Genomic DNA, 20,452 nt, shown 5'->3' with positions numbered 1-20,452 from the left:
CAAGTAATTACAACACAATCGGAAATTCGTCCCAAGTTGATCCATCTAAAAGTCTACCAGATTTAGTTTTTCCAACTTTTACCATTCGTATCATTTCACCCATGCGCCCAACAACTTCAACTCGTTGAGCACGAGCGGAGATCCCCTCTTTGATAATTTCTTCTGGCCCCCAGTGTCCCCATTGCTTGAAGTGAAATGGAACGCCAGCTTCGCGACATTGATCTCGCAAACTCTCTACCCAAGCGGGATTCATCCATCTTGCATTGACGCCGCTTTCCCCTCCAGCAATAACCCAGTTTATTCCCGCCTCCTTAGAGTTCGGCTTTGCTAGCCACGGTGCGATTTCCAAATGTCCCAGTAACGGCTCGGCTGATACAAATCGTACTGACACGTCATGTGAGAGCAGATGATCAACACGTTTTTCTAACCAATTTTGTTTTTCTGTACTGGCACCGAGCCATATGTTACGCGGCCATTTTCCTGACCAAGGAGCTAGTTTCTTTACGTGCTCAATGCGCTTTGTTAAAAGTAGCCAATCAAGATGTGGTGTTGCTTCAATCAGTTGCCAAAGTCGCTCACGCGCAACATGTAGGTCTTTACGGTTTTCAAAGACATCAGCCATAGAGGCGCAAAAGACTCTGCGTCTTTTCCCATCTGTCGCAGCCTCACGATCCCATTTAATCGGTTCATTCCAGTGTGAGTCACTGAAAAAGCGACGATCAGCTTTGCCGCCCCACAAGTCTTCACCTAAACGCTTCGCCCATGTTTCCGCATAGCAGAATTTACACGCTGGTGAAACACGAACACATCCCCACCAGGGATTAAAAGTGTGATGTGTCCATTCAATTTTACTTTCTTTACCCATGTCGCTCTCCAGAGCTATATCTTAACTCTAATTATAGGTATTGTATTTATGCATGTAAAGCATATAATTGGCATAATTTATTAACTGTGACTCAGAGTAAATGTTTTCCTCCCCCGCCGAAATAATTAAGAATGCATGGATAAAAAGCGGCTTAACTCAAGCGCAGTTTTCCATGGAGAATGGTATTAAGCAATACAATCTATCAAAATACATTCATAATAAGGCAGCACCTCCTGAACATTTTCTTATGCGCTGTATGCATATTTTGGGAATGGTGAATGATAGGGACGTTACACCAGAAGAGCTTTCTGAACTAATAAAAAGAAAGATATCTCGGCCTGATCAAGCGAATATCCGTAGAGCCGTATATGATCTATTGCATAATGTTGCTTAGATTCCTATCTCTTAGATAACTATGTCAGCCTCTTTAAACACCATTTTAGATCCAATTGATAGTCTTCCCGCGATGATCGTAGGTCGATGGGTTACAGACGAAAAGCATCAAATTATCAAGCGTTACATTCATTCAGCATTTGCGGCTCGAAACAAATGGCCTAACCGAACCTATATAGACCTATTTTCTGGGCCAGGGCGTGTCTACACGAGGCACAATAACTCGTTTTCTGATGGAGGCGTCTTGGCGGCCTGGAGAATATCCCAAGCCTACAAAGGAGCATTTACCCATTTTTTTGTAGCTGATGCATCTCGCGAATATTTAAATGCCGCGCAATTACGGTTATCCAAGGTCGGGGTAACTGGAAGTTTTTACCCCGGATTCGCGCATAATACCGTTGAGAATATATTGAATGATTTACCACAAAATAGTTTGCATTTGGCTTTGTTAGATCCATTCAATGCTGGACATCTCCATTTTTCGATCATTGAAAAACTAGCATCATTTAAGAACATAGATCTTGTTGTTCACCTAAGTACGGGGGATATTCAGCGGAACTTGGCGAAGGGGCTCCTATCGGGTAAGTCGACGTTAGATAACTTTGCTCCTGGTTGGCAAAACGCGATACTAAAAGTAAATTCTAAGAGAGATTTGAGGAAGACGTTTTTGGACTATTGGTTTTCTTTGATTAGGGGTACTGGCCTAACGGTGTGCGACTCAATGTACGCGGTGAAGAACAGCAAAGAATCCACTATGTATCATCTTTGTCTCTTGTCGAGGCATCCGCTAGCAAATAAACTTTGGACTGATGCGTGCAAGATATCCCCCACTCGCGCTTTGTTTTAACTTCCTCGTCAGATTAGCTATATTTAATTCGCCATGTCAAAATATTGCTCTTCAAAAGTTTAACTCGCGGATTTAGGTGCTTAGCTAGTCACAATCTTTCATTCAAAGTTACCACCAGTATTTTCATGACTTATGTCATAACCGTTTCCCATAAAGCTATTCCGTAATTTCAAAATAGACATACTGACTTAATCAGAGGGACAAAAATAAAGTTAAATGCAACCTAAGTAAATGAGTTGTTCACTCAATCCGATATCCGACGATAATTTATCGAGATTGACTTACTCACAGGTATTTTTACAAATACATTATCGCAGCCACCTGGTTTGCCGTCTGAATCGGCTCCGACTTTATCTGGTGACATTAGACATGATGCATCTTCAAGATCAGTTCTAAAAACTTGTCCAAGTTTTTCTAATTCGGTGATGATTTCCTGATCCGGTAATACAACGGTTGCATACTTAGTCGGGCCAGCAGAAACAATAAAAGTTTTTGCTCCCACCGCATCAAGGAATTTTTTTCTAGATGAAGTTTTACTTCCATGATGCCCTACCACTAAAATATCTGCCTTCAATTCTTCCGTGCAACAAGCCAAAAGCTTTCCTTCGATAGACGATTCTTTCGGTGTTGTCGAAGGCAAATTTCTACCGCCAGCCTCTGCATCTCCCATGAGAAGTATTTTGTGAGTACCTAGATCTAGTCGTACAGCTAGGCTGTTCTCGTTAAGGCTCGATCTAGGTGATCCATCCACAAACAAGAATGTCATGGAGGCGCCTTGGCCAAGAGAGATTTTCTCGTTGGTGATTTTCTTACCGTGATTTAGTGTCAAAGTCTGTGACGGCTGTTTGTCGCCATAGCAGTTCTTTGCTGCCATTTCGATGGATTCATTACCTTCATCTTGTGTCGCGGTGTGATACTGGATCGAAGGATCTGCGGCAATTGCAAACAGAAAATTCCGGTAGCCACAGATGTCGTTGTAGGCACCAGAGTTCCATACATTACTAGGCTTCAATCGAGTGACTACATCAGGTAGTAATTCGACGTGATCTCGGTGTGGGTGACTGAGGATGACGTGGGAGAGTTTCTGTATTGGTGGTTGCAACGTATTGAGGTAGGCCAGTGTTCTATTATTGTCCCCACGTGCCATATCATCGTTGCTACCGGCATCATAAAGAAGTGCAAAGTCTGGTCCGCGAACCAACACGGATAACCCGGTACCGACATCAATTGCGTGCAACTCGTATTGCACTTCAGGAACTGTTAATACATTCGCAGAGCCTTCTGGACAAGCAATAACTTCAGTTGAGCGTTTAGACGCAAAAGCTGTTTGACCGTTTGCTAGCTGAGTTTCGTACCATCCAGGCATAGATGCGATGAGCGGTAATGTTTGACCAGACTCAAGTTTGCCGTTTGCCGTGCTTTTTGCAGTAGGTGACGTGCGCAGTGTTACCGCGGCCACGGCACTTCCAGATGGCGCTATACAATCTGATGCTGTTGCGACCCCAATATGCACTAAGAAACCCAGCGCGACTGCAATGGCAGATCTAGAATTAGATAGCATCCATAAGCTGACAAAATTCTTAGGCATAACGATTCCTTTCAAATTAAATTGACTTTGATTGCTTTGAAAATAAGCAATTTTGATGCCGTCATTGGTTGCGGGAATTCGTTGTGATTTCCTGAACTTGTGAAGCACGGATATAAATGTAACGAAGGTTTCGCAGCCAACGATTTAGCTACGCATTTCTTGGCGTATTAAAGTCAATTTGGTGCTCAAGCGGCCGCCCTTGATGTCGCTGTCGTTTTAGTTTGATATGAAAAAGTGAGGCAGATCCACTACTTTTCGAAATTTTTACGTGTAATTTACGTGTCAATATTTGTTGGATCTGTCGAGCAATTTTTCTATTTAGATCCTTATCCCTCCTGAGAATTCGCCCAAGTTACTTGGTATATAAATTGCTCATGCCAATTAGAAACATTCCACCTTAGTTGTGTCAGAACGCATTGCTCCAAATATTGGAAGTGATCAGTTGGAGCCGTTAGTTATGAAACTAAAACTTACATTTTGAAATTTTATTGATTCGCAGTGTAATCCTTTCCTTATTTTGTAGAAGTTCTCATCAACCAAGAAGAGTGAATATGCTAAATTTTTTTTCGACTAAAAAAAAATACTATTATGTAATTGGCATTCTTGTGTCCTTTTGTTTTTCATTTTGTTCGCTCGCACAAAATGGGGTTGGAAATACGATTGTGCAAGGTTCGTCGGTTCCAAAGGGACCTGAGACAATAAGGACTCAGTTCAACAAACCACTAGTCAAGCAATCTCAGGAAATGAAGGGGGACGCGTACAGCGATGCGGTCCAGAAACTGATGCAGAGCAGCGAAGCAATTCAAATGAACTGTACGATTTTAGAGCTCAGATTGAGAGAGAGAATATTAGATCAGCAAAAGCTAATTGACCTTCAACAACAAAGAATCGATCTCCTCGAAGCCGAACTAAAAAAACTGAAAAAATGAATACAAAGTCTATGCAAACTCCTGATGTGGAGACAAATTCGCGACAATTGGAGTCGAACAATTCGCAAATCGAAGCCTTGAAGCAAAAAATGGCATCAAGTACAAATTCTGTTGTATTGCAAAACAAAGTCGTGCCTGAAGCGTGGTGGACGACGGAAAGTGCAATGACAATCAGCGCAGTAGTTTTAGTTTTTGGAGCGTTGGTTTTGGCAATGGCAAGTTTTCTGATCTTAAAGGGGAGAAAAGCAGAATCAGTTCTGAGGGTCTTTGGGACAATCATGATTATTATTTCAGCCGTTTTTCTCGTTGTTGCTGGATATAGTAGCAATCAGATCGCGCCAGTAATGGGTTTACTCGGGACAATTGCTGGTTATTTGTTGGGTAAAGAGTCTAGTGATACACCGGGAAAAAATATTCACAGAGATACTGAACGCGAAAGTGCCGAAAAGGGTACTCAAACTTAAACCCAATAAGCCTAGATTCAATTTAATTTTCAATGCGAAGTTGGACTTTCCCTGATTTGGCAAACAATATTTAACTAATGAGAAAATGCAAAATGCACAAAAATATCGAAAAATTAATGGCTGGCAACGCAAATATTCCTGAGTATTTTGTGCAAGCCAGCAAAAAATGGGAAGAAGTTTTAGCTGATATTTCTTCAGTTTCCGAAGAGAAATTGGCTGAACGACTTTCAAATATTCAATTCTGGTTTGAACAAAATTGTGGAGGACGTTGGGATGGACAAGAAGTGATGGTTTGGACTGCTTTCGCATCGATTTACTCTACAGCGACTGGATATGATCGCGCTGCAAGAGGTGAAGCGGAGGCACGTAAGTTGTTAAACGCTTTTACAAAGAGCATGGTAAGTCTTGAAGTTAAGTTTGGCGCAAAGAAAGCTGCTGCCTCTTATTTTATTTCTCAAGAATAGGACTCAGATCGAATTTCTCAAGATATTGAAAGTATTCGGTTCATTGATCACCAAGAATGTTCTCAAGATGTTCTTTACCGCTACTTCGGCACCCTCAAAAACACATAGGAAATTTATGTCGTCACAAAAGATATTGGTAGCGCTGACTATTGCGACGATGAGCACATTCTCATAGCCTAAAGCTTTATTAAATTGGTTCTATGAAAAAACATAAATCTGATATTTCCGAAATTGTCCATTTGCTCGATGCAATGACTCCGGCAGGTTCCGCAACAACTCAATCTCGAAGTGAAAGAAAAGCTGAACAAATCGCCAATTGGATTATGGGATGTGCCGCCATAACCTTTGTTATTTTGTGTGTGTTTAGCGTTTGGCACAAATTTATTGGAGGTTTATCTGAGCAAGCAAAGTTTGTAGCTTTAGGTTTTGGTATCGCGTCCATGCTACTACCGGTTATGTCCTGGCTTGTAAATATAGTAGTTAGTCTGTGGACTATTTTAAATTTTCGTAAGAATCAGTTACGTAGATTCTTAGTAGAGATCGACAATGACAATCAACATGTTGATGTACTGATGTCTAAATCGAGAGAAGAATTGGAACTGGTACAGAAATTTATACAGCTTAAGTCGACACGTATAAAAAATAGGATTGGATTATTTTTTGGTAGTCCAGATAAGGTTGCGTTACTTTCTTTGGCTGGGGTCGGTTGGTTAGCCCTTAAAGAGTTATTTTCCAAAGATGCCACCGTGATTTTGTCGATTGGCGGAGGATTAGCTGGATATGGATTTTTACAATATGTGATGGCATTTTTTGCAGGTATTGCCTTCGGTGCGGTTCTTATGAATTTTCAATTGCAACGTTATGTGTATCAACTCGAATTACTAGATTTGGTAATTTCTCAAAAGGCAAAATAATAAATCGTATGAAAAATTTCCAAGAAATCTTGCGTTTATTTGCGACTATGTTAGTCGTGTTATTCCTCAATGCATGCGGTGGTGGATCGGTTGAACAGAAAGAAAATAGCGCCTCTACAATGGCATATTCTCCGGTGCCAATTAACACGTCAATGACGTTCTTGGGGCCGCGTTCCGATTATGTGATTTGGCAAAAGTCCGGCATAACTTATATTCAAGATATGGTTGGTAATGCAGGTCTGCTGGATATTTCTCATGTTGATCGGCTCATCTTCTCAGACGTAATCATCACCGCAAACATGAATCAAAGTGTCAATTCGATTTCCAAGAAAGACTATCAAAATCTGGTTGAACTCTACATCGCATTTTTCAATAGGGTTCCTGATGCCGATGGCTTGAGCTATTGGATTACTCAAATCAAAAATGGGATGACGTTAGATCAACTTGCCGACAATTTTTATAACGCAGCGCTGCAATACAGTGAGTTGACAGGATTTACTTTAGCGATGACGAACGACACTTTTGTTCGTATTATATATAAGAATGTACTCGGTCGGTCGGGCACGTCTGCACCACCTGATGCAGACGTAAAGTATTGGGTCGATCAACTGGTATCTGGAAAGACAAAAGGATACCTTGTAGTGACGATGCTAAATTCCGCACATACCTTTAAAGGGGACAAGCTTTTCGGTTGGGTGGCTGATTTACTTGATAATAAATTTATCGTTGGGGATTACATTGCGAACATTAAAGGTATTTCATTTAATTCACCACAAGTGGCAATTAAGCAGTCAATGGAAATTGCCAGTGCTGTCACGCCAACTGATGTATTAGTAGCCACAAAAAAAGCTAGTGCGTATGCAACAAATACACGTTCACTAATAGTTTCTAATGCAGGTGACTCACAAATCGTGCCGGTGGACGCGATAGTGACCTTGAAAGGTGCCGCCACCTCAAAATTAGTGCAATCAAACTTTATTTATCTTTGGGCTATCGTGAGTAAGCCGACAAATAGTAAAGCGACTCTTTCGTCAGTTCCTGCATTGACGGTTAGCTTTACGCCCGACTTAGTCGGGGAATATTTGGTTTCATTGGTCGCTAGCGATGGCATCAACAGTAGTTTGCCAAGCATTGTAACTATTACCGCCAATCAGATTGAAGTTGTTGTCAATCCTATTCCTGATTCCGGGGTTTACAGCTGCTCTTCCATTTCTTATGAATGGGCCAGATTATTATACTCACAGGGACACACTTATCTCGATCGTGATCACGACGGTAAGCCTTGTGAGGCAAATGATAAAGCATTAGAACATCCTATTACTCCTAGTACCAATAAGCAGTGTTATGTCAATGGCTACTTCAGAAAAAATGGTACCTATGTGCATGGCTATTATCGTAGCTGTTAGAGGCATATATTTGACGACATTTGCAAAATTTTTACTCTTTGAACGGGAAATTTATTATGGAACCAAATACGCTTACATGGATAAATCTTGCATCCGCTATGTTTGCTGGAATAGCTGCTCTTCTGTGGTTCTATTCCGCTGTTGTTCGAGTAAAAGTAAACGATATACCTGACGAGAGCGGCTTTATTGGCTCATCTATTAGTGATGGCAACGGAAACGATATACTCGCCTCGCTTGTGCATGCTAATTTCTGGAGTGCATGTGCGGCAAGCGCCGCTGGTGTTGCGGCGATATTACAAGCTGTTGCAATTTGGTTTGCTGCATAAAGAGAAATTGCTATAAAAGAAGCATTCATAGTTGCTGCTAGTAACTTTAAGCGCCTCGTGGGTATTCGTAACGTAATTGCGCACGGTAAGCCTAGTACCTCACCAGATCGCGGTCAATGTTTATTTTGTGATGAAACACCTTGGACTACGGACTGTCGAATGCGGCTGAATATATTTTTGTACGGGTATCTTGGATACTCAAAGGCTTAAAAGAAAAAAGCAGATTTATGAGCAGAATTTTCTAAATAATAGAGGCTCGTAATGGACTGACGAGCCTTCTGTTTAATATTGAGTACTATGACTTATTGACTTACCACGCTCACATCATCAATCAAGAATGAAGTTGCGGTAATCGAACCTTCAGTACCGAGGAAGTAGATACGAATGGTTTGTCCCTTGTACGAACTTAAGTCAAAAGACTTACTGATATAGCTCGTGCCCTTGTTCAGGTTTGAATAAGTAGCGAGTGTGCTAAGTACCGTACCACCGCTGTTACGAATCTGAACTTGTAACGTGTCGTAGGCCTGAGTCGTCGTAGTCTCATCGGACACCACTTTCAACCAGAAATTTAAAGTAGTGGAAGTGCTAGTGCTAGGAATAGCGATTTGTTGATATAAGCTATCAACATGGGTTGCACCGTATCCATTGAGCCAGGCTTTATAGGTACCTGCGCGAGCAGCTTGTGTCGTATCGTTACTAATTACGCCACTTGTTGCCGTCCATGAACTTGCACCACTTTCAAAACCACCGTTAACGATCAACTGCGTCGTTACCGTATTGTTGATTCTAAAGTTCAACGTCGTTGAGGTACCTATATTGTTGGCTGCATCGTAGGCCTTTGCTACCAGCGCATGACTGCCATTGGTCAGCGTTGTGGAATTAAGTGTTGTGCTGTAAGGTGCGCTGGACAGTGTCGATTTCAAAGTGCCGTCGACACACAACTCCACTTTACTAACACCTATGTTATCGCTTGCTGTAGCGCTCAAGGTGATAGTGCCACTAGTGCCGCTTTCGCTCGCACTTACCGTTGGCGGTGTAGTATCGACCACGACATTATTAATATTAAAGTTGACCGTACTAGAGGTGCCGACATTATTGGCCGCATCGTAGGCTTTTGCCACATAGCTGTGTGCGCCGTTTGCCAACGTGTTTGAATTGACAGACAGGCTGTAAGGCGCGGCTGTTATTGTGCCTTTCAGTACGCTGTCGATGTAGAACTCGACCTTGCTGACACCTACGTTGTCGCTTGCTGATGCATTCAACGTGATGGTGCCGCTAGTCCCTGTCTCACTTGCACCGACCGTCGGGGGTGTTGTATCACCCGTGCTAGTACCTTGACTCACCCAAACTGGTGCAGACCACAAAATATTGCCATCATCCTGTGTGACTTTCGCGTAATAAAAATGCTCCCCTGATGCTGGCGTAACGGTCGTGACAGCTGTATTGCTCAATTGAGTTACCGTGCCATTGCGTCCTGGAACGCCTTCAAAAATTTGAACCGTGTTCACTGTGCGGCCACTGCTATTCGCGAAATTCGTTGTCAGCGTCAAAGAACCAGAATTACTGAAGCGTTCGCCCATCATGTGGCCATTGGCCATCAATACCAATTGCGAATTCTTGTCCATAGTCGCAAACATACGGCGTGCTTTTAATGCAGCAATGAAATTGGCACCGTTTAGAGGCAAACCGTTTGGAATCAAGACGCCGTTGCGATTGGTGTAGGAAGCACCCCAGTTTGCGCAGTGGTTATCTTGATTGGTCGTGAATGCCACGTGATAACCTGCTTCTAAAGCTTTATTACAAGCGGATTCATAGCTACTGCGCCCCGTTTCTGTTTCCGTTGTATTCGTGGAGAATGCAGATGTATTTAGTACTTCGCATGCGACCATTGCTTGTTCACCATCCGCGGTATATGCGAGCGCCACACCATTAACTTGAAATTGCCCGCTTGTTGCAGGGTGATTGAATTGACCAATCCAACCGCGTTGACGCATCAACGTGTATAACGCAGCGTAGTCGCCTTTGGTGGTCAATGTGTCGGCGATCAATTGATTGCTGCTGTTATATTCCCATCCCAATAATTCATTGGCGTTGAAAATATTCATGTGTCCACCATTATTAATCACGCCCCATTCCATGCCATAGATACCAAGAAAGTTAGGATGACTGGAGTTAAAGCTGCTCGCGGCTGTCAGGCCTGATTGGTAGAGATTCTTGGCAGTAACCGGATTGGCGTTGGTATTAGTGGAATCAGAACCGTCGTACATATGATTGTGTTCTGACGTCATCAAAAAATCGAGACCGCGATTGAAGGCATATTGGTAAGCGTCAGTCGGTCCAAACGCCGCTGATTGTGGGTTCTGCGCGCCCGTGCAGGAGCTCAAATTACCACCGCCATCGCTATGGTTGGTTTGACTGTGCAGATTGCCATAGTACACGGTGTAAGGCAGTGCATTGGTAGCAGGTGCGGCCAGTGCCACCATTGTATTGGTCGCTGGTGGCGAACTCATTTTGTGCGGACTATTGCTCGTACTTAACGCAGCAAAGGCAGGTATAACAACCTGGTTGGCAACACCAATTTGCATAGGCCAAGATTGTTCAGTGACTTCTGCTTTATTGTGAAGTAAGACTTCGTTGACCAATTGCGGTGCAGGTTTTTTGATGATGCTAACGATTTCTCTGGTATCGACAGCGGCTGCCGTCAAACGCACTTGGTACACACCATCCGGTATTACATTGGCATTTGTCGCAGTACGGCCCGCCCAATAGATTTGTTTCAAGATTGGTTTGTTCAATAACTTCTCGGTACCATTCCAACTTTGCACAACGCGACCACCAGGTGTGACCAGTTCGAGTTTCCAAGCTACGGTTTGTTCTTTTTGATTCAGCGGAAAACTGAAGTCCAAAGTGAAGGTGCGAGACTCATCGCCGAGGCGTGCGCCTGACGCCGCACGATAAGGTACGTGCAAGCTCGCTTCAAATTCGTGATGATCTGAAACGGCCGCATAGACAGATGAACTAGCGGTGAACGTCAGTGCGCTGAGCGCGAACAAGCCAATTACTCCGGATTTAATTCGGCTATTTTTTAGTTGAATCATGGTTTTCTCTCCCACATGCTTTGGCTTGAGCTATGCCGCCCGCACCAAACATGGTTTTTGCGAAAAGCAATTTGTTGCCGGAAGTGAGTTGTGCTCACTCACTGCACCTAATCAGCATTTCTAAGTTATAAAATAGTGACCTTCGTATTGCTAGGGTTGCATTTAGCGCTTCTGAGGAAGATGCATTTTTCTTGAAAGCAATACTTTTTTGATGTTTTTTTTGAAAACTTTCGAAGCCTGACACACCGATATGACAATTCAATTACAAAATCGAGAGCGATTTTGAAACGGGAGTTTAGTAAGGAGAGAAATTCAGCCTGGCGGCCTTTTGACGATGGTAGCGTTTTGGATTTAGTTAGAGATTTAGAGTTCATGCTCTAACCGATATCTACTGTGGTAAATATGGCACGATATTTTTGTATGGATGTTCTGGGCTTACTCCAACTTTGTGACCAAAACTTAAATTCCACTAATTCAAAATGAACTCAATGAAAAAAGCAGCTAAAGACCAATCCGATCAGCCATCTTCTCGTAGTGCATTGGAGGAGGAAGATCTTGATTGGCTCAATATGGCACCAGTGGGTCGAGAATTTGGAAGTAAGGATTACGACCGCCTAATGGCACACGATAATCTGGTTTATGCAGCAAGCACATCAGCCGATCCGGCTTCGTTGGCGCTTCGTGTTTTCTTAGATGATGAGCGCACCACGCCAGAAGGCTGGGTACGTGTGTATTGGCCAGATGAAGCTATCGATCTTTTGGAAACCAAAGCGGTCTCCGAGATTAGTCTTGATCATGATTTGGGAAATGATGAGCGTGGCACTGGTTATGATGTGGTGCTGTGGATAGAGGAAGCGGTTGCACTCCGCGGATTTATTCCACCGAAGATGACTGTTCACTCAGCAAATTCTTCAGCAAGAAAAAAGATGGAAGCAGGTATACAAGCGATCAATAGACTTTTAAAGAAATGAATTGTTCTGCCGAGAAAAAAGAAGTAGGACTCGGGCAGAAAATGTTCTCACTTAACCCCGATCTTTCCAATGAGGGTACGGCATTTGTATAGCTGCACCCGCATATCATACAAAGTATAAGACTATTTCTTTTTCGGTTGATGTACAGGAAGTGACGGATGTTTGGACTTACTCGGGGGATTTACATGATGTCTTCTATCATCTTTACCATCTTCGCGTTTCGGTTTTGGTCCAGGGTGAATAAACATAATTACCTCTCAAAGAAAAAACGAATAGATTTGTAACGAAAATCATTACAACTCAATTTGGGGGATCAGTTTCAAGATTTCAAGAAGATGTTGGACAAATTCTTGACCATGCCTATCTGCGAATTTCTAATGACGGAGAGAGAAATAAGAGGAATTGGCAAAGGCAAGTGTGATTACATTGGGATCGGTTTTGCAGTACTGATATTCAGGAAAAGCAATTTGAATATCTAAATACCATTCTTTGACATAAAATAGCGCAGCCAGTCTTGCAATATCGGACAACTGCGCGATTTCCGAAGTGACTATGAGATTTGTTGCTTCGAATTAGGGCCAACGTCTGTCTTGTTCAAATCATGAAAATTCGATTTTAAGAGCTCAGCAAGTCGTTTCAAATCGGTACCTCGTTTTGGTGGACTCATGAGAATTAACGCAGTGTGGGTAGTGCAGTTATCTGGGCAATTCATCGAACAGGTATTGTGCATGCCAATTCCTTTTGGAAGCTCAATCCACGTCCATCCGTTTGTCTCACACCAGTTCTTGGTCCCGTCGTACTTATCGGATCCGCTGTATGGCTCGTTTGAGACAACGTATTTGTTATCAGTCGTTCGCCAAACGCAGTAGTGGTCAAGCCTTGCATCTGAGCGATAATCAGGGAAAAGTGAAGCATAGGCCTTTGAGGGGAGCAACTCTGTTGCGTCCATGAAAGCAATGTTCATTCTTAATTGTTCCATTCGATGAATTGTATTTTCGACAGAAAAGCCTCTCACGTCCCAGTACTCTGGAATGCGCTTGCACGATTCGTAGTGCTTTGCTTCATATCGAGTTGGGATGTGTGTGTGCCAGAATTCTTTAACGCGATTTCCACCTACTTCTTGGTTTAGAACCCATCCTGATATGCGAACCTTAAAGTCTCTTGAGATTGTTAAAGAGGGATTGATCGTTGAATTCGACCCGGATGCCTTTTTAAGTAAGGACCAATTTAAGAAGCCAGCTTCAATTGCAAGCTGATCAAGCGCTGATGCGTGCTTTAGTCCGGGACTTGCCTTCTTTTGCTTGTTAGCCAAGCGTTTAAGATAAGCAATTTGTTGCGGCGTATGAATACGATTTGATGACATAACGTTCTCCATGATCGTCGATGCATCCGCCCGCAAATACACCGATAACGATCGTAGAAAACGATGGTCGATTAAGAGAGCGCTGTCGGCATCAACTTCGCCGCGCGGGCGTGCAGGTCAGCGTCATGACCTATGATTAAATTTTAGCCGAGTTTTTTGCAAAAGTCACTGGCTAGAATTTTTTCACCCGGAATATCTTGCTCGAATGGCGGTTGGACTTTTTCTAATCTTCACAAATGATCAATGTGACACTGGCTACGACGTAGTGCTGTGGATAGAGGAAGAGGTTGCACTCCATGGATTTATTCCACCGAGGATGGGTGTTCACTCAGCAAATTCTTCTGCTAGGCAAAAGATGGAAGCCGGAATACACGTCATTGATAGACTTTTCAAGAAATGAATTGTTTTGCCGAGAAAAAGAAGTAAATCTTGAGCTAAAAAATGTTCTCATTTATCGCCGATTGTTCTCACGTATCGCCAACTTTCTCATTCAGCTCCAATCTTTACAATTGAATAAAAGAAAATTATTCGTTCCAATCAATTTTGAAGTTTCGCATAAAACAATGAACACTTAACTGGAAAAATTTAATCGAGTTAACTAATATTTACTAGTTAATTTAAATTTGTGTGCTAACATAAGAAGTGTACAAACCGAAGATTGGCTTCGACGTACAATTTACCGATACGGAGCGTAAATGAAATTATCACTGAATGAAAAGCAATTTTTAATTCTCGATATATTAGATGGACCAATTGGAAAGAAACCATGTTGTGCAGGAGATATTTTGAGGGCGAGCAATAAAGCGATCTCAAGAGGTGCAATTTTTGCTTTATTATCATTTTTGGAAACCGAAGGTTATCTAATTTCTTTACTTGAGGAAGAATCAAATTTTACTTTACCGAGACGTTTATACACGATTACATCGAATGGAAAATTAATGCTTAATGTATATAGAAAATTGAAACAGCCTGAGTCTTCAAAATGCGAAGAATCTCTTCTTTTATCAGCACTTTAAGGAGGTAGAAATGAACGCCCTTTACAATTACTTTGATACTACGGAAGTAGAATTGAAAACTTTTTACAATCGTTTTGATACTAAACAAATCTTTGGTCATCGAAATTTTGATGGTAAACAACGACAACTAGATTAAAAACTTAACTTTAAAGGGGTAACTCATGAACACTGTTGGGGTTTATTTAGGAATTGCTGTGATAGTAATTTATTGCAATTTGAGTAAGCGTTGTAGGAGTTACTCAAGTTTCGATTATCAATATTCGTGGTGTTTAAGAAAACGTTTGCTTGGAATCTATTTCAAATTAAGACGGAAGTCTAATTATCTCGCAAAGAGTTTTTACCTCTTTTATATATCAACTTTGGTTATTGCTAGAATCGCTATTTTTTGCTCGAGGTTGATTTTTTTGAAATCAATACTATCAAATAAAACAACGGGAGTAGAGCGTGTATTGGCGTTGTCTGACATGTATTTTAGTAAGCGGTTGACGTCAATGTTGGTTGACTCTTGTGCTTTATATCAGAGAGATTTAGCGGGGGTAACAACTGAAATAGAAAAAGCACGGTTGTCTAATGCGTTCTTGCTCTCCATACCAGAGTCATTGTCAAATTGTATGTTTTGTTGGATTAAATTACATAGTGGTTTAAAAATTGAAAAAGTTAGCTAAAGGAAAGTGGCAGTGATTTTGATATCACTGCCACTTTTTTGATTTTAACCAGATTTTTGATATAGAACAGGGGCAAGTTGCTCTTTTGTTTTCGGCACTTCATCAAGGTTTATTTTATTGCAAAAACTTCAACATGAAACGAATATTCGAATAAATTGTGATCGCAGCAAAAGCGACACCGAGAGAATTCTTTATCCCTATATTTGGTGCGTATAGAGGAATAAATTAACTTTTTTGTCTCTCTAAGTTGTGTGATTCATAGACATCATTTCAATTTTTGAAAGCATTCTTGATTGACCTTTTCGTTTGTTGTCATTGTTCAAGGAGACGATAAGTTTCGCCTGGTTAATATCCGTTCCACTAGACGGTTTATGAAACGCTACTTTTGATATCTGGATTTCCCCTAATTCCGTAGGCATCGTCTAACTTAAAAATCGCGAACATTTCTTTACTTTGTACGCAAATCTTTAAGTCGGGAAATAACTAACTCAATGAGTTTCTTAATTGGCCAACTGCAACTTAAGAATCGTAGATTTTCTTATTCTCATTTATTTTTAATTAGTCTCATTTATTGTTGTTATTCTCAAATAATTCTAATTTTTACACCTCCGCCGACGAGCGCTACCGCAGATGCCGTATGGTGCGGATTTCTGTAGGGTCTTTGCTTCCATTTGGCTAATCCAAAGCCGTTGCTAAGCGACTGTACCGCGGCAGATTCTAAAGCTTCTTGATCTGTCATACCCGGCAATATTCCGGGAAATCGGCTCGCTAACATGGACTTTCCCGTACCAGGTGGACCCATTAACAAAACACTATGGCGGCCAGCCGCCGCGACTTCCAATGCGCGTTTCGCCTGTGCTTGTGCCTTGACATCACTGAAATCGGGGTAGTGAGCTTGACCGCTATGAGGGCGACTTTGATGTTGTTGAATCTTTGAGTCTGGGTCATTTCCAGCGAAGTGTGCGCATACCTGCAACAATGAAATGGCCGGAAAAATACGTGCTTCACCGACCAAGGCCGCTTCGTCGGCATTTTGTTGGGGCAACATGAAAGCCCGCGCAGGAATTGCATCGCGTTGAGCACTTTGGCAAATTGCAAAGGTCATGGCCAAGGCGCCGCGTATCGGTCGAAGTTCGCCAGAGAGCGATAATTCACCGGCAAATTCATATTGATCCAAGGTATCGGCAGGAATTTGCCCTGACGCTGCTAAGATCCCTAGCGCAATCGGCAAATCAAAGCGCCCTGATTCTTTGGGTAAATCAGCCGGCGCAAGATTAACAGTGATCCGCTGGGCGGGAAAATCGAAGCGAGCATTTTGTAAGGCTGCGCGTACCCGGTCCTTAGATTCTTTGACTTCAGTTTCAGGTAGGCCAACGATGGTGAATGCGGGTAAGCCATTTGCCAGATGAACTTCAACCGTTACTTCTGGCGCTTCCATGCCATTTAAGGCGCGACTTTTAAGAACTGCTAATGCCATGATCTTGAGTCTGCCTTTGCCTACAAATGGTAAAAGTTGGTGAAAAACTCCTAAGGAGTATTTAATTTTGCTTCCAGTTCCGCCACACGTGTCTCTAAGGCTTCTAACTTGGTGCGCGTCTTTGCCAATACATCCGCCTGAATATCGAACTCCTCGCGGGTTACCAAGTCGAGTTTTGCAAATCCCTGACTCATAAAGGCTTTGACGTTTTTCTCTATATCTTTGGCGGGTGAGTTTTCCAAAACTTGTTGCATTTTGGTTTGCATATCATTGAAAAATTGATTCGGTTCCATGAAAAATTTCCTATAGTGAATTGGTAATGTCTTGCCTAACAGCAAATTGTTTGCTGGAAAAGAGCGATTCCGGTGCATTATAGATTTTTCTCGAATCAATTTTGCGTCATTTCAGTGCAAAAAAACCGTAATTAATATAAATAAATGTAAATTATATATGTAATTCCGGTGTTTTGTGTAGTCGATCTGATATTTTGATTTTCGTGAAAAACTACCGTGTTCACTGGGTGCTCTGGCCTATACGAGCATACCACTATCATTTTTTCGCGTCATTTCATCGTGATTTTGCGCACCGCAATAAAGCTGGCACGAGTTCTGCTAGTAGCTAACTAAAACGTCTGCGCATCTAAGTAAAAACTCAGTGCAAACCGCGTAACGCACAGCTCTAGGAATCGCTAGTAATTTCTATAAAAAACAGTAAAAACCAGCAAAAAATAGCAAGCATCAGCATCGATAAACAATACGTAATAAACCCATTTTGAAACCATCTCGAAGAACAGGAAGATCGCCATGAAAAAGATTTTATTTTGTGCACTCATCAGTAGTTGTTTTGCAAATGGCATGTTGGTTAGCACTGCGAGCGCGCAGGAAGCAAAGCCAGAACATGAAGTGAGTTTTAATCTCGGCGCTGTCAGTGACTATCGTTATCGCGGGATTTCACAATCACGTTTGCAACCAGCTTTGCAAGGCGGTGCTGACTACGTCAATAACAGCAATGGCTTCTATGCGGGCACCTGGCTGTCGACGATCAAATGGACCAAAGATGCTGGTGGTGACGGCAATCTGGAGATGGATTTATATGCAGGCAAACGTGGTGAGATTACCAAAGATGTGAGTTACGACTTCGGGGTCTTGTCCTATGTTTACCCTAGCAACGGTTTGAAGAATATCGCTGGTTTTGCGGACGCAAATACGACTGAAATCTACGGTCAAATCAGCAGTGGTCCAGTGTATGCAAAATACTCACATTCAGTCACAAATCTGTTTGGTTTTGTTGATAGTAAGAACAGTGGCTATCTCGATCTAGGTGCGAATCTTGAAATGAGTGAAGGCTTTACCCTGAACTTGCATTACGGTCGTCAAACCGTCAAAAACAATACTTCCTATTCGTATAACGATTGGAAACTCGGCGTCACCAAAGAATTGGTTGGCGTTAATTTCAGCTTAGCAGTCATCGGTACCAGCGCTGGCGATAAGTTGTATGTCACTCCGGCAGGCAAATTTACTGGCAAAACTGGTCTGGTTTTGTCGGCAGTAAAAGCCTTCTAATTTTCTTTGACCGAATTAAAAATATCACCGAGACCATCATGAAACTGATTACGGCAATTATTAAACCCTTTAAGTTAGATGAAGTGCGTGAAGCGCTTTCTGAATTAGGCGTGCAAGGTATCACTGTGACCGAAGTAAAAGGCTTCGGTCGTCAAAAGGGACATACCGAGCTGTACCGTGGCGCTGAATACGTCGTCGATTTTTTGCCAAAAACAAAAATCGAAGCAGCAGTCGAAGACAATATTGTTGACCGTGCCATTGAGGCTATCGAAACCGCGGCGCGCACCGGCAAGATCGGTGACGGCAAGATTTTCGTATATTCCCTGGAACAGGTCGTGCGTATCCGTACCGGTGAAACTGGCAACGAAGCACTTTAATCGACGAGAGCAAAACATGAATAAATTAATGAAATTTTTCACCGCAGCTGCCTGCTCACTAGCATTGGCATTCGCGATGGCCCAAAGTGCAACAGCCAAGGCAGAAGATACGCCAGCCAGTGCATCTGTGAGTGCCTCAGCGAGTGCTAGCGCTGCAGCCGACGCCGCTAGTGCTTCTGCACCAGTTGCTGCCAGTGCGACTGAAGCTGCTGCTGTCACGACTACCGCCGTAACTCCGGCCGCCCCAGCAGCGCCAGCAACACCGCCGCCAACGCCGAATAAGGGCGATACCGCCTGGATGTTAGTCGCGACTTTATTGGTCACGATGATGGCAATTCCAGGTTTGGCTTTGTTCTATGGTGGTTTGGTTCGCGCCAAAAATATGCTGTCCGTTTTGCTGCAAGTGTTTATGATTTTTGCAGTGATTATCGTGCTCTGGTGTATCTATGGCTATTCCTTGGCATTTACCGAAGGCGGTCGCTTTATTGGTAAGTTCGACCGGGTTTTGTTGCAAGGTATTTGGGATCCAGTGCAGGCGACTTTTACGACCGCAGCGACCTTTTCTAAAGGCGTGGTCTTACCTGAATTCGTGTTCGCCGCATTTCAAGCCACTTTTGCTGCGATTACTTGTGGCTTGATTATTGGCGCATTTGCAGAGCGTGCTAAGTTCAAAGCAGTCTTGGCTTTCGTCGTAATTTGGTTCACTTTTAGCTACTTACCGATTGCCCACATGGTGTGGTTCTGGACAGGTCCAGACGCGATTAAAGATGCCGCAACTTTGGCAACAGAAACCGCAAAAGCAGGCTTCTTGTTCCAAATGGGTGCGCTCGATTTTGCGGGTGGTACTGTAGTTCACATCAATGCAGCGGTCGCTGGTTTGGTCGGTGCATTCATGATAGGCAAGCGCGTCGGCTACGGTAAAGAAGCCATGGCGCCACATTCTCTGACAATGACGATGATAGGCGCGTCCTTGTTATGGGTGGGCTGGTTTGGTTTCAATGCAGGCTCTGCGTATGAGGCAAATGATATTGCTGCACTGGCCTTTATCAATACCTTGTTAGCAACCGCTGCCGCGACTGTCTCTTGGGTCTTTGGCGAATGGATGAGTAAAGGTAAGCCTTCGATGTTGGGTGCGGCTTCTGGTGCTGTCGCTGGCTTGGTGGCGATCACGCCAGCCTGCGGTTTCGTTGGACCTATGGGCGGCTTATTGATTGGTCTGGCATCCGGGATAGTCTGCTTGTGGGGCGTGAATGGTTTGAAACGCATGCTGGGCGCTGACGACTCTTTAGACGTATTTGGTGTACATGGCGTAGGCGGTATTCTTGGGGCATTGTTGACCGGTGTATTCGCATCGCCAGCTTTGGGTGGACAGGGGATCTTTGACTACGTAACGAACAAAATGTCCGCTGATGCTTATAGTATTGTTGGTCAAGTGACGACACAGGCGACTGCGATTGGTGTAACGATATTATGGTCAGCCGTGGTTTCTGTGATCGCTTACAAATTAGTCGATCTGGTCATAGGATTACGCGTACCAGAAGATGAAGAACGTGAAGGCTTGGATATCACTAGTCATGGTGAATCTGCTTACCACTCTTAATCGATTGAGGAAATTCGCAGGCAATTTCGCTGCATAAAAAAAATTATAGTACAAAGGTTCTTGGTGGGACTTCGCGCCTCTCAGTTAAATGAGAGGCGTTTTTTTATGTGAAAAGTAAAATCTCAGT

Annotated in this window: 20 protein-coding genes and 1 pseudogene; 15 read left to right on the top strand and 6 right to left on the bottom strand. The window is 42.9% G+C overall.

Going from position 1 to position 20,452, the window contains the following annotated elements; all coding sequences use genetic code 11:
* Window positions 1-7: 7 nt before the first annotated feature.
* The gene (locus H8K55_RS07850) at window positions 8-865 is read right to left on the bottom strand and encodes a DUF5131 family protein (RefSeq protein WP_186941530.1); all 858 of its coding nucleotides are present in this window, start codon (window positions 863-865) and stop codon (window positions 8-10) included.
* Between the two features lie 100 nt (window positions 866-965).
* Between H8K55_RS07850 and H8K55_RS07845 the strand changes: the two genes are divergently transcribed.
* The gene (locus tag H8K55_RS07845; protein ID WP_186941529.1) at window positions 966-1,259 is read left to right on the top strand and encodes a helix-turn-helix domain-containing protein; all 294 of its coding nucleotides are present in this window, start codon (window positions 966-968) and stop codon (window positions 1,257-1,259) included.
* A gap of 21 nt (window positions 1,260-1,280) precedes the next feature.
* The gene (gene tcmP / locus H8K55_RS07840; protein WP_186941528.1) at window positions 1,281-2,105 is read left to right on the top strand and encodes a three-Cys-motif partner protein TcmP; all 825 of its coding nucleotides are present in this window, start codon (window positions 1,281-1,283) and stop codon (window positions 2,103-2,105) included.
* 244 nt (window positions 2,106-2,349) lie between these two features.
* Here tcmP and H8K55_RS07835 read toward each other — a convergent pair whose 3' ends face one another.
* Window positions 2,350-3,693 (bottom strand): MBL fold metallo-hydrolase, encoded by a 1,344-nt coding sequence (locus H8K55_RS07835; RefSeq protein WP_186941527.1) that lies wholly within the window; start codon window positions 3,691-3,693, stop codon window positions 2,350-2,352.
* Between the two features lie 551 nt (window positions 3,694-4,244).
* Here H8K55_RS07835 and H8K55_RS07830 point away from each other — a divergent pair.
* From H8K55_RS07830 to H8K55_RS07805, 6 genes are all read left to right on the top strand, one after another.
* Window positions 4,245-4,622, top strand: a complete 378-nt coding sequence (locus H8K55_RS07830) for a hypothetical protein (RefSeq protein ID WP_186941526.1) — start codon at window positions 4,245-4,247, stop codon at window positions 4,620-4,622.
* Entirely contained in the window at window positions 4,619-5,086 is a 468-nt protein-coding gene (locus H8K55_RS07825; protein WP_222612398.1) for a hypothetical protein, read from the top strand. Before H8K55_RS07830 ends, H8K55_RS07825 begins: the two co-directional genes overlap by 4 nt.
* A gap of 92 nt (window positions 5,087-5,178) precedes the next feature.
* A complete protein-coding gene (locus tag H8K55_RS07820) occupies window positions 5,179-5,550 on the top strand; it encodes a hypothetical protein (protein WP_186941524.1) in 372 nt (123 codons plus the stop codon).
* 200 nt (window positions 5,551-5,750) lie between these two features.
* A complete protein-coding gene (locus H8K55_RS07815; protein ID WP_186941523.1) occupies window positions 5,751-6,464 on the top strand; it encodes a hypothetical protein in 714 nt (237 codons plus the stop codon).
* 8 nt (window positions 6,465-6,472) lie between these two features.
* A complete protein-coding gene (locus H8K55_RS07810; protein ID WP_186941522.1) occupies window positions 6,473-7,870 on the top strand; it encodes a DUF4214 domain-containing protein in 1,398 nt (465 codons plus the stop codon).
* 56 nt (window positions 7,871-7,926) lie between these two features.
* On the top strand, window positions 7,927-8,196 hold the full coding sequence (locus H8K55_RS07805; RefSeq protein ID WP_186941521.1) for a hypothetical protein: 270 nt from the start codon (window positions 7,927-7,929) through the stop codon (window positions 8,194-8,196).
* A 302-nt stretch (window positions 8,197-8,498) separates the two neighbouring features.
* Here H8K55_RS07805 and H8K55_RS07800 read toward each other — a convergent pair whose 3' ends face one another.
* Entirely contained in the window at window positions 8,499-11,294 is a 2,796-nt protein-coding gene (locus tag H8K55_RS07800; RefSeq protein ID WP_186941520.1) for a CehA/McbA family metallohydrolase, read from the bottom strand.
* Window positions 11,295-11,773: 479 nt separating this feature from the next.
* On the opposite strand from H8K55_RS07800, the gene H8K55_RS07795 reads away from it, so the two are divergent.
* Complete coding sequence (locus H8K55_RS07795; protein WP_329605010.1) at window positions 11,774-12,265, top strand: cyclic-phosphate processing receiver domain-containing protein; 492 nt, start codon at window positions 11,774-11,776, stop codon at window positions 12,263-12,265.
* 550 nt (window positions 12,266-12,815) lie between these two features.
* Here the strand turns inward: H8K55_RS07795 and H8K55_RS07790 are convergent.
* Window positions 12,816-13,628 carry a hypothetical protein gene (locus tag H8K55_RS07790; protein WP_186941519.1) on the bottom strand — a complete coding sequence of 271 codons (813 nt, stop codon included), beginning with the start codon at window positions 13,626-13,628 and terminating at the stop codon, window positions 12,816-12,818.
* 205 nt (window positions 13,629-13,833) lie between these two features.
* On the opposite strand from H8K55_RS07790, the gene H8K55_RS22155 reads away from it, so the two are divergent.
* The 3 genes from H8K55_RS22155 to H8K55_RS22025 all read left to right on the top strand — a co-directional run bounded on the left by H8K55_RS22155 (window position 13,834) and on the right by H8K55_RS22025 (window position 14,780).
* On the top strand, window positions 13,834-14,028 hold the full coding sequence (locus H8K55_RS22155; protein ID WP_329605009.1) for a cyclic-phosphate processing receiver domain-containing protein: 195 nt from the start codon (window positions 13,834-13,836) through the stop codon (window positions 14,026-14,028).
* 295 nt (window positions 14,029-14,323) lie between these two features.
* The gene (locus H8K55_RS07785; RefSeq protein WP_186941518.1) at window positions 14,324-14,644 is read left to right on the top strand and encodes a helix-turn-helix transcriptional regulator; all 321 of its coding nucleotides are present in this window, start codon (window positions 14,324-14,326) and stop codon (window positions 14,642-14,644) included.
* Between the two features lie 10 nt (window positions 14,645-14,654).
* A complete protein-coding gene (locus H8K55_RS22025) occupies window positions 14,655-14,780 on the top strand; it encodes a hypothetical protein (RefSeq protein ID WP_268977992.1) in 126 nt (41 codons plus the stop codon).
* A 1,133-nt stretch (window positions 14,781-15,913) separates the two neighbouring features.
* Here H8K55_RS22025 and H8K55_RS07780 read toward each other — a convergent pair.
* Window positions 15,914-16,786: pseudogene (locus H8K55_RS07780) on the bottom strand (YifB family Mg chelatase-like AAA ATPase); the annotation flags it as partial.
* A gap of 50 nt (window positions 16,787-16,836) precedes the next feature.
* Window positions 16,837-17,079 (bottom strand): accessory factor UbiK family protein, encoded by a 243-nt coding sequence (locus H8K55_RS07775; protein WP_186941516.1) that lies wholly within the window; start codon window positions 17,077-17,079, stop codon window positions 16,837-16,839.
* Window positions 17,080-17,589: 510 nt separating this feature from the next.
* Between H8K55_RS07775 and H8K55_RS07770 the strand changes: the two genes are divergently transcribed.
* Genes H8K55_RS07770 through H8K55_RS07760 form a run of 3 tightly spaced genes read left to right on the top strand, consistent with a single transcriptional unit; the run spans window position 17,590 to window position 20,325 of the window.
* Window positions 17,590-18,348: a TorF family putative porin gene (locus tag H8K55_RS07770; RefSeq protein ID WP_186941515.1), complete on the top strand. Its 759-nt coding sequence runs from the start codon at window positions 17,590-17,592 to the stop codon at window positions 18,346-18,348.
* 38 nt (window positions 18,349-18,386) lie between these two features.
* Window positions 18,387-18,725 (top strand): P-II family nitrogen regulator, encoded by a 339-nt coding sequence (locus tag H8K55_RS07765; protein ID WP_186891440.1) that lies wholly within the window; start codon window positions 18,387-18,389, stop codon window positions 18,723-18,725.
* Window positions 18,726-18,741: 16 nt separating this feature from the next.
* Window positions 18,742-20,325, top strand: coding sequence for an ammonium transporter (locus H8K55_RS07760; RefSeq protein WP_408057957.1), 1,584 nt, complete (start codon window positions 18,742-18,744; stop codon window positions 20,323-20,325).
* Window positions 20,326-20,452 lie beyond the last annotated feature (127 nt).

It is taken from the genome of Affinundibacterium flavidum, assembly GCF_014284175.1.
GTDB lineage: Bacteria > Pseudomonadota > Gammaproteobacteria > Burkholderiales > Burkholderiaceae_D > Undibacterium > Undibacterium flavidum.
This window is presented reverse-complemented; position numbering and strand designations above follow the sequence as displayed.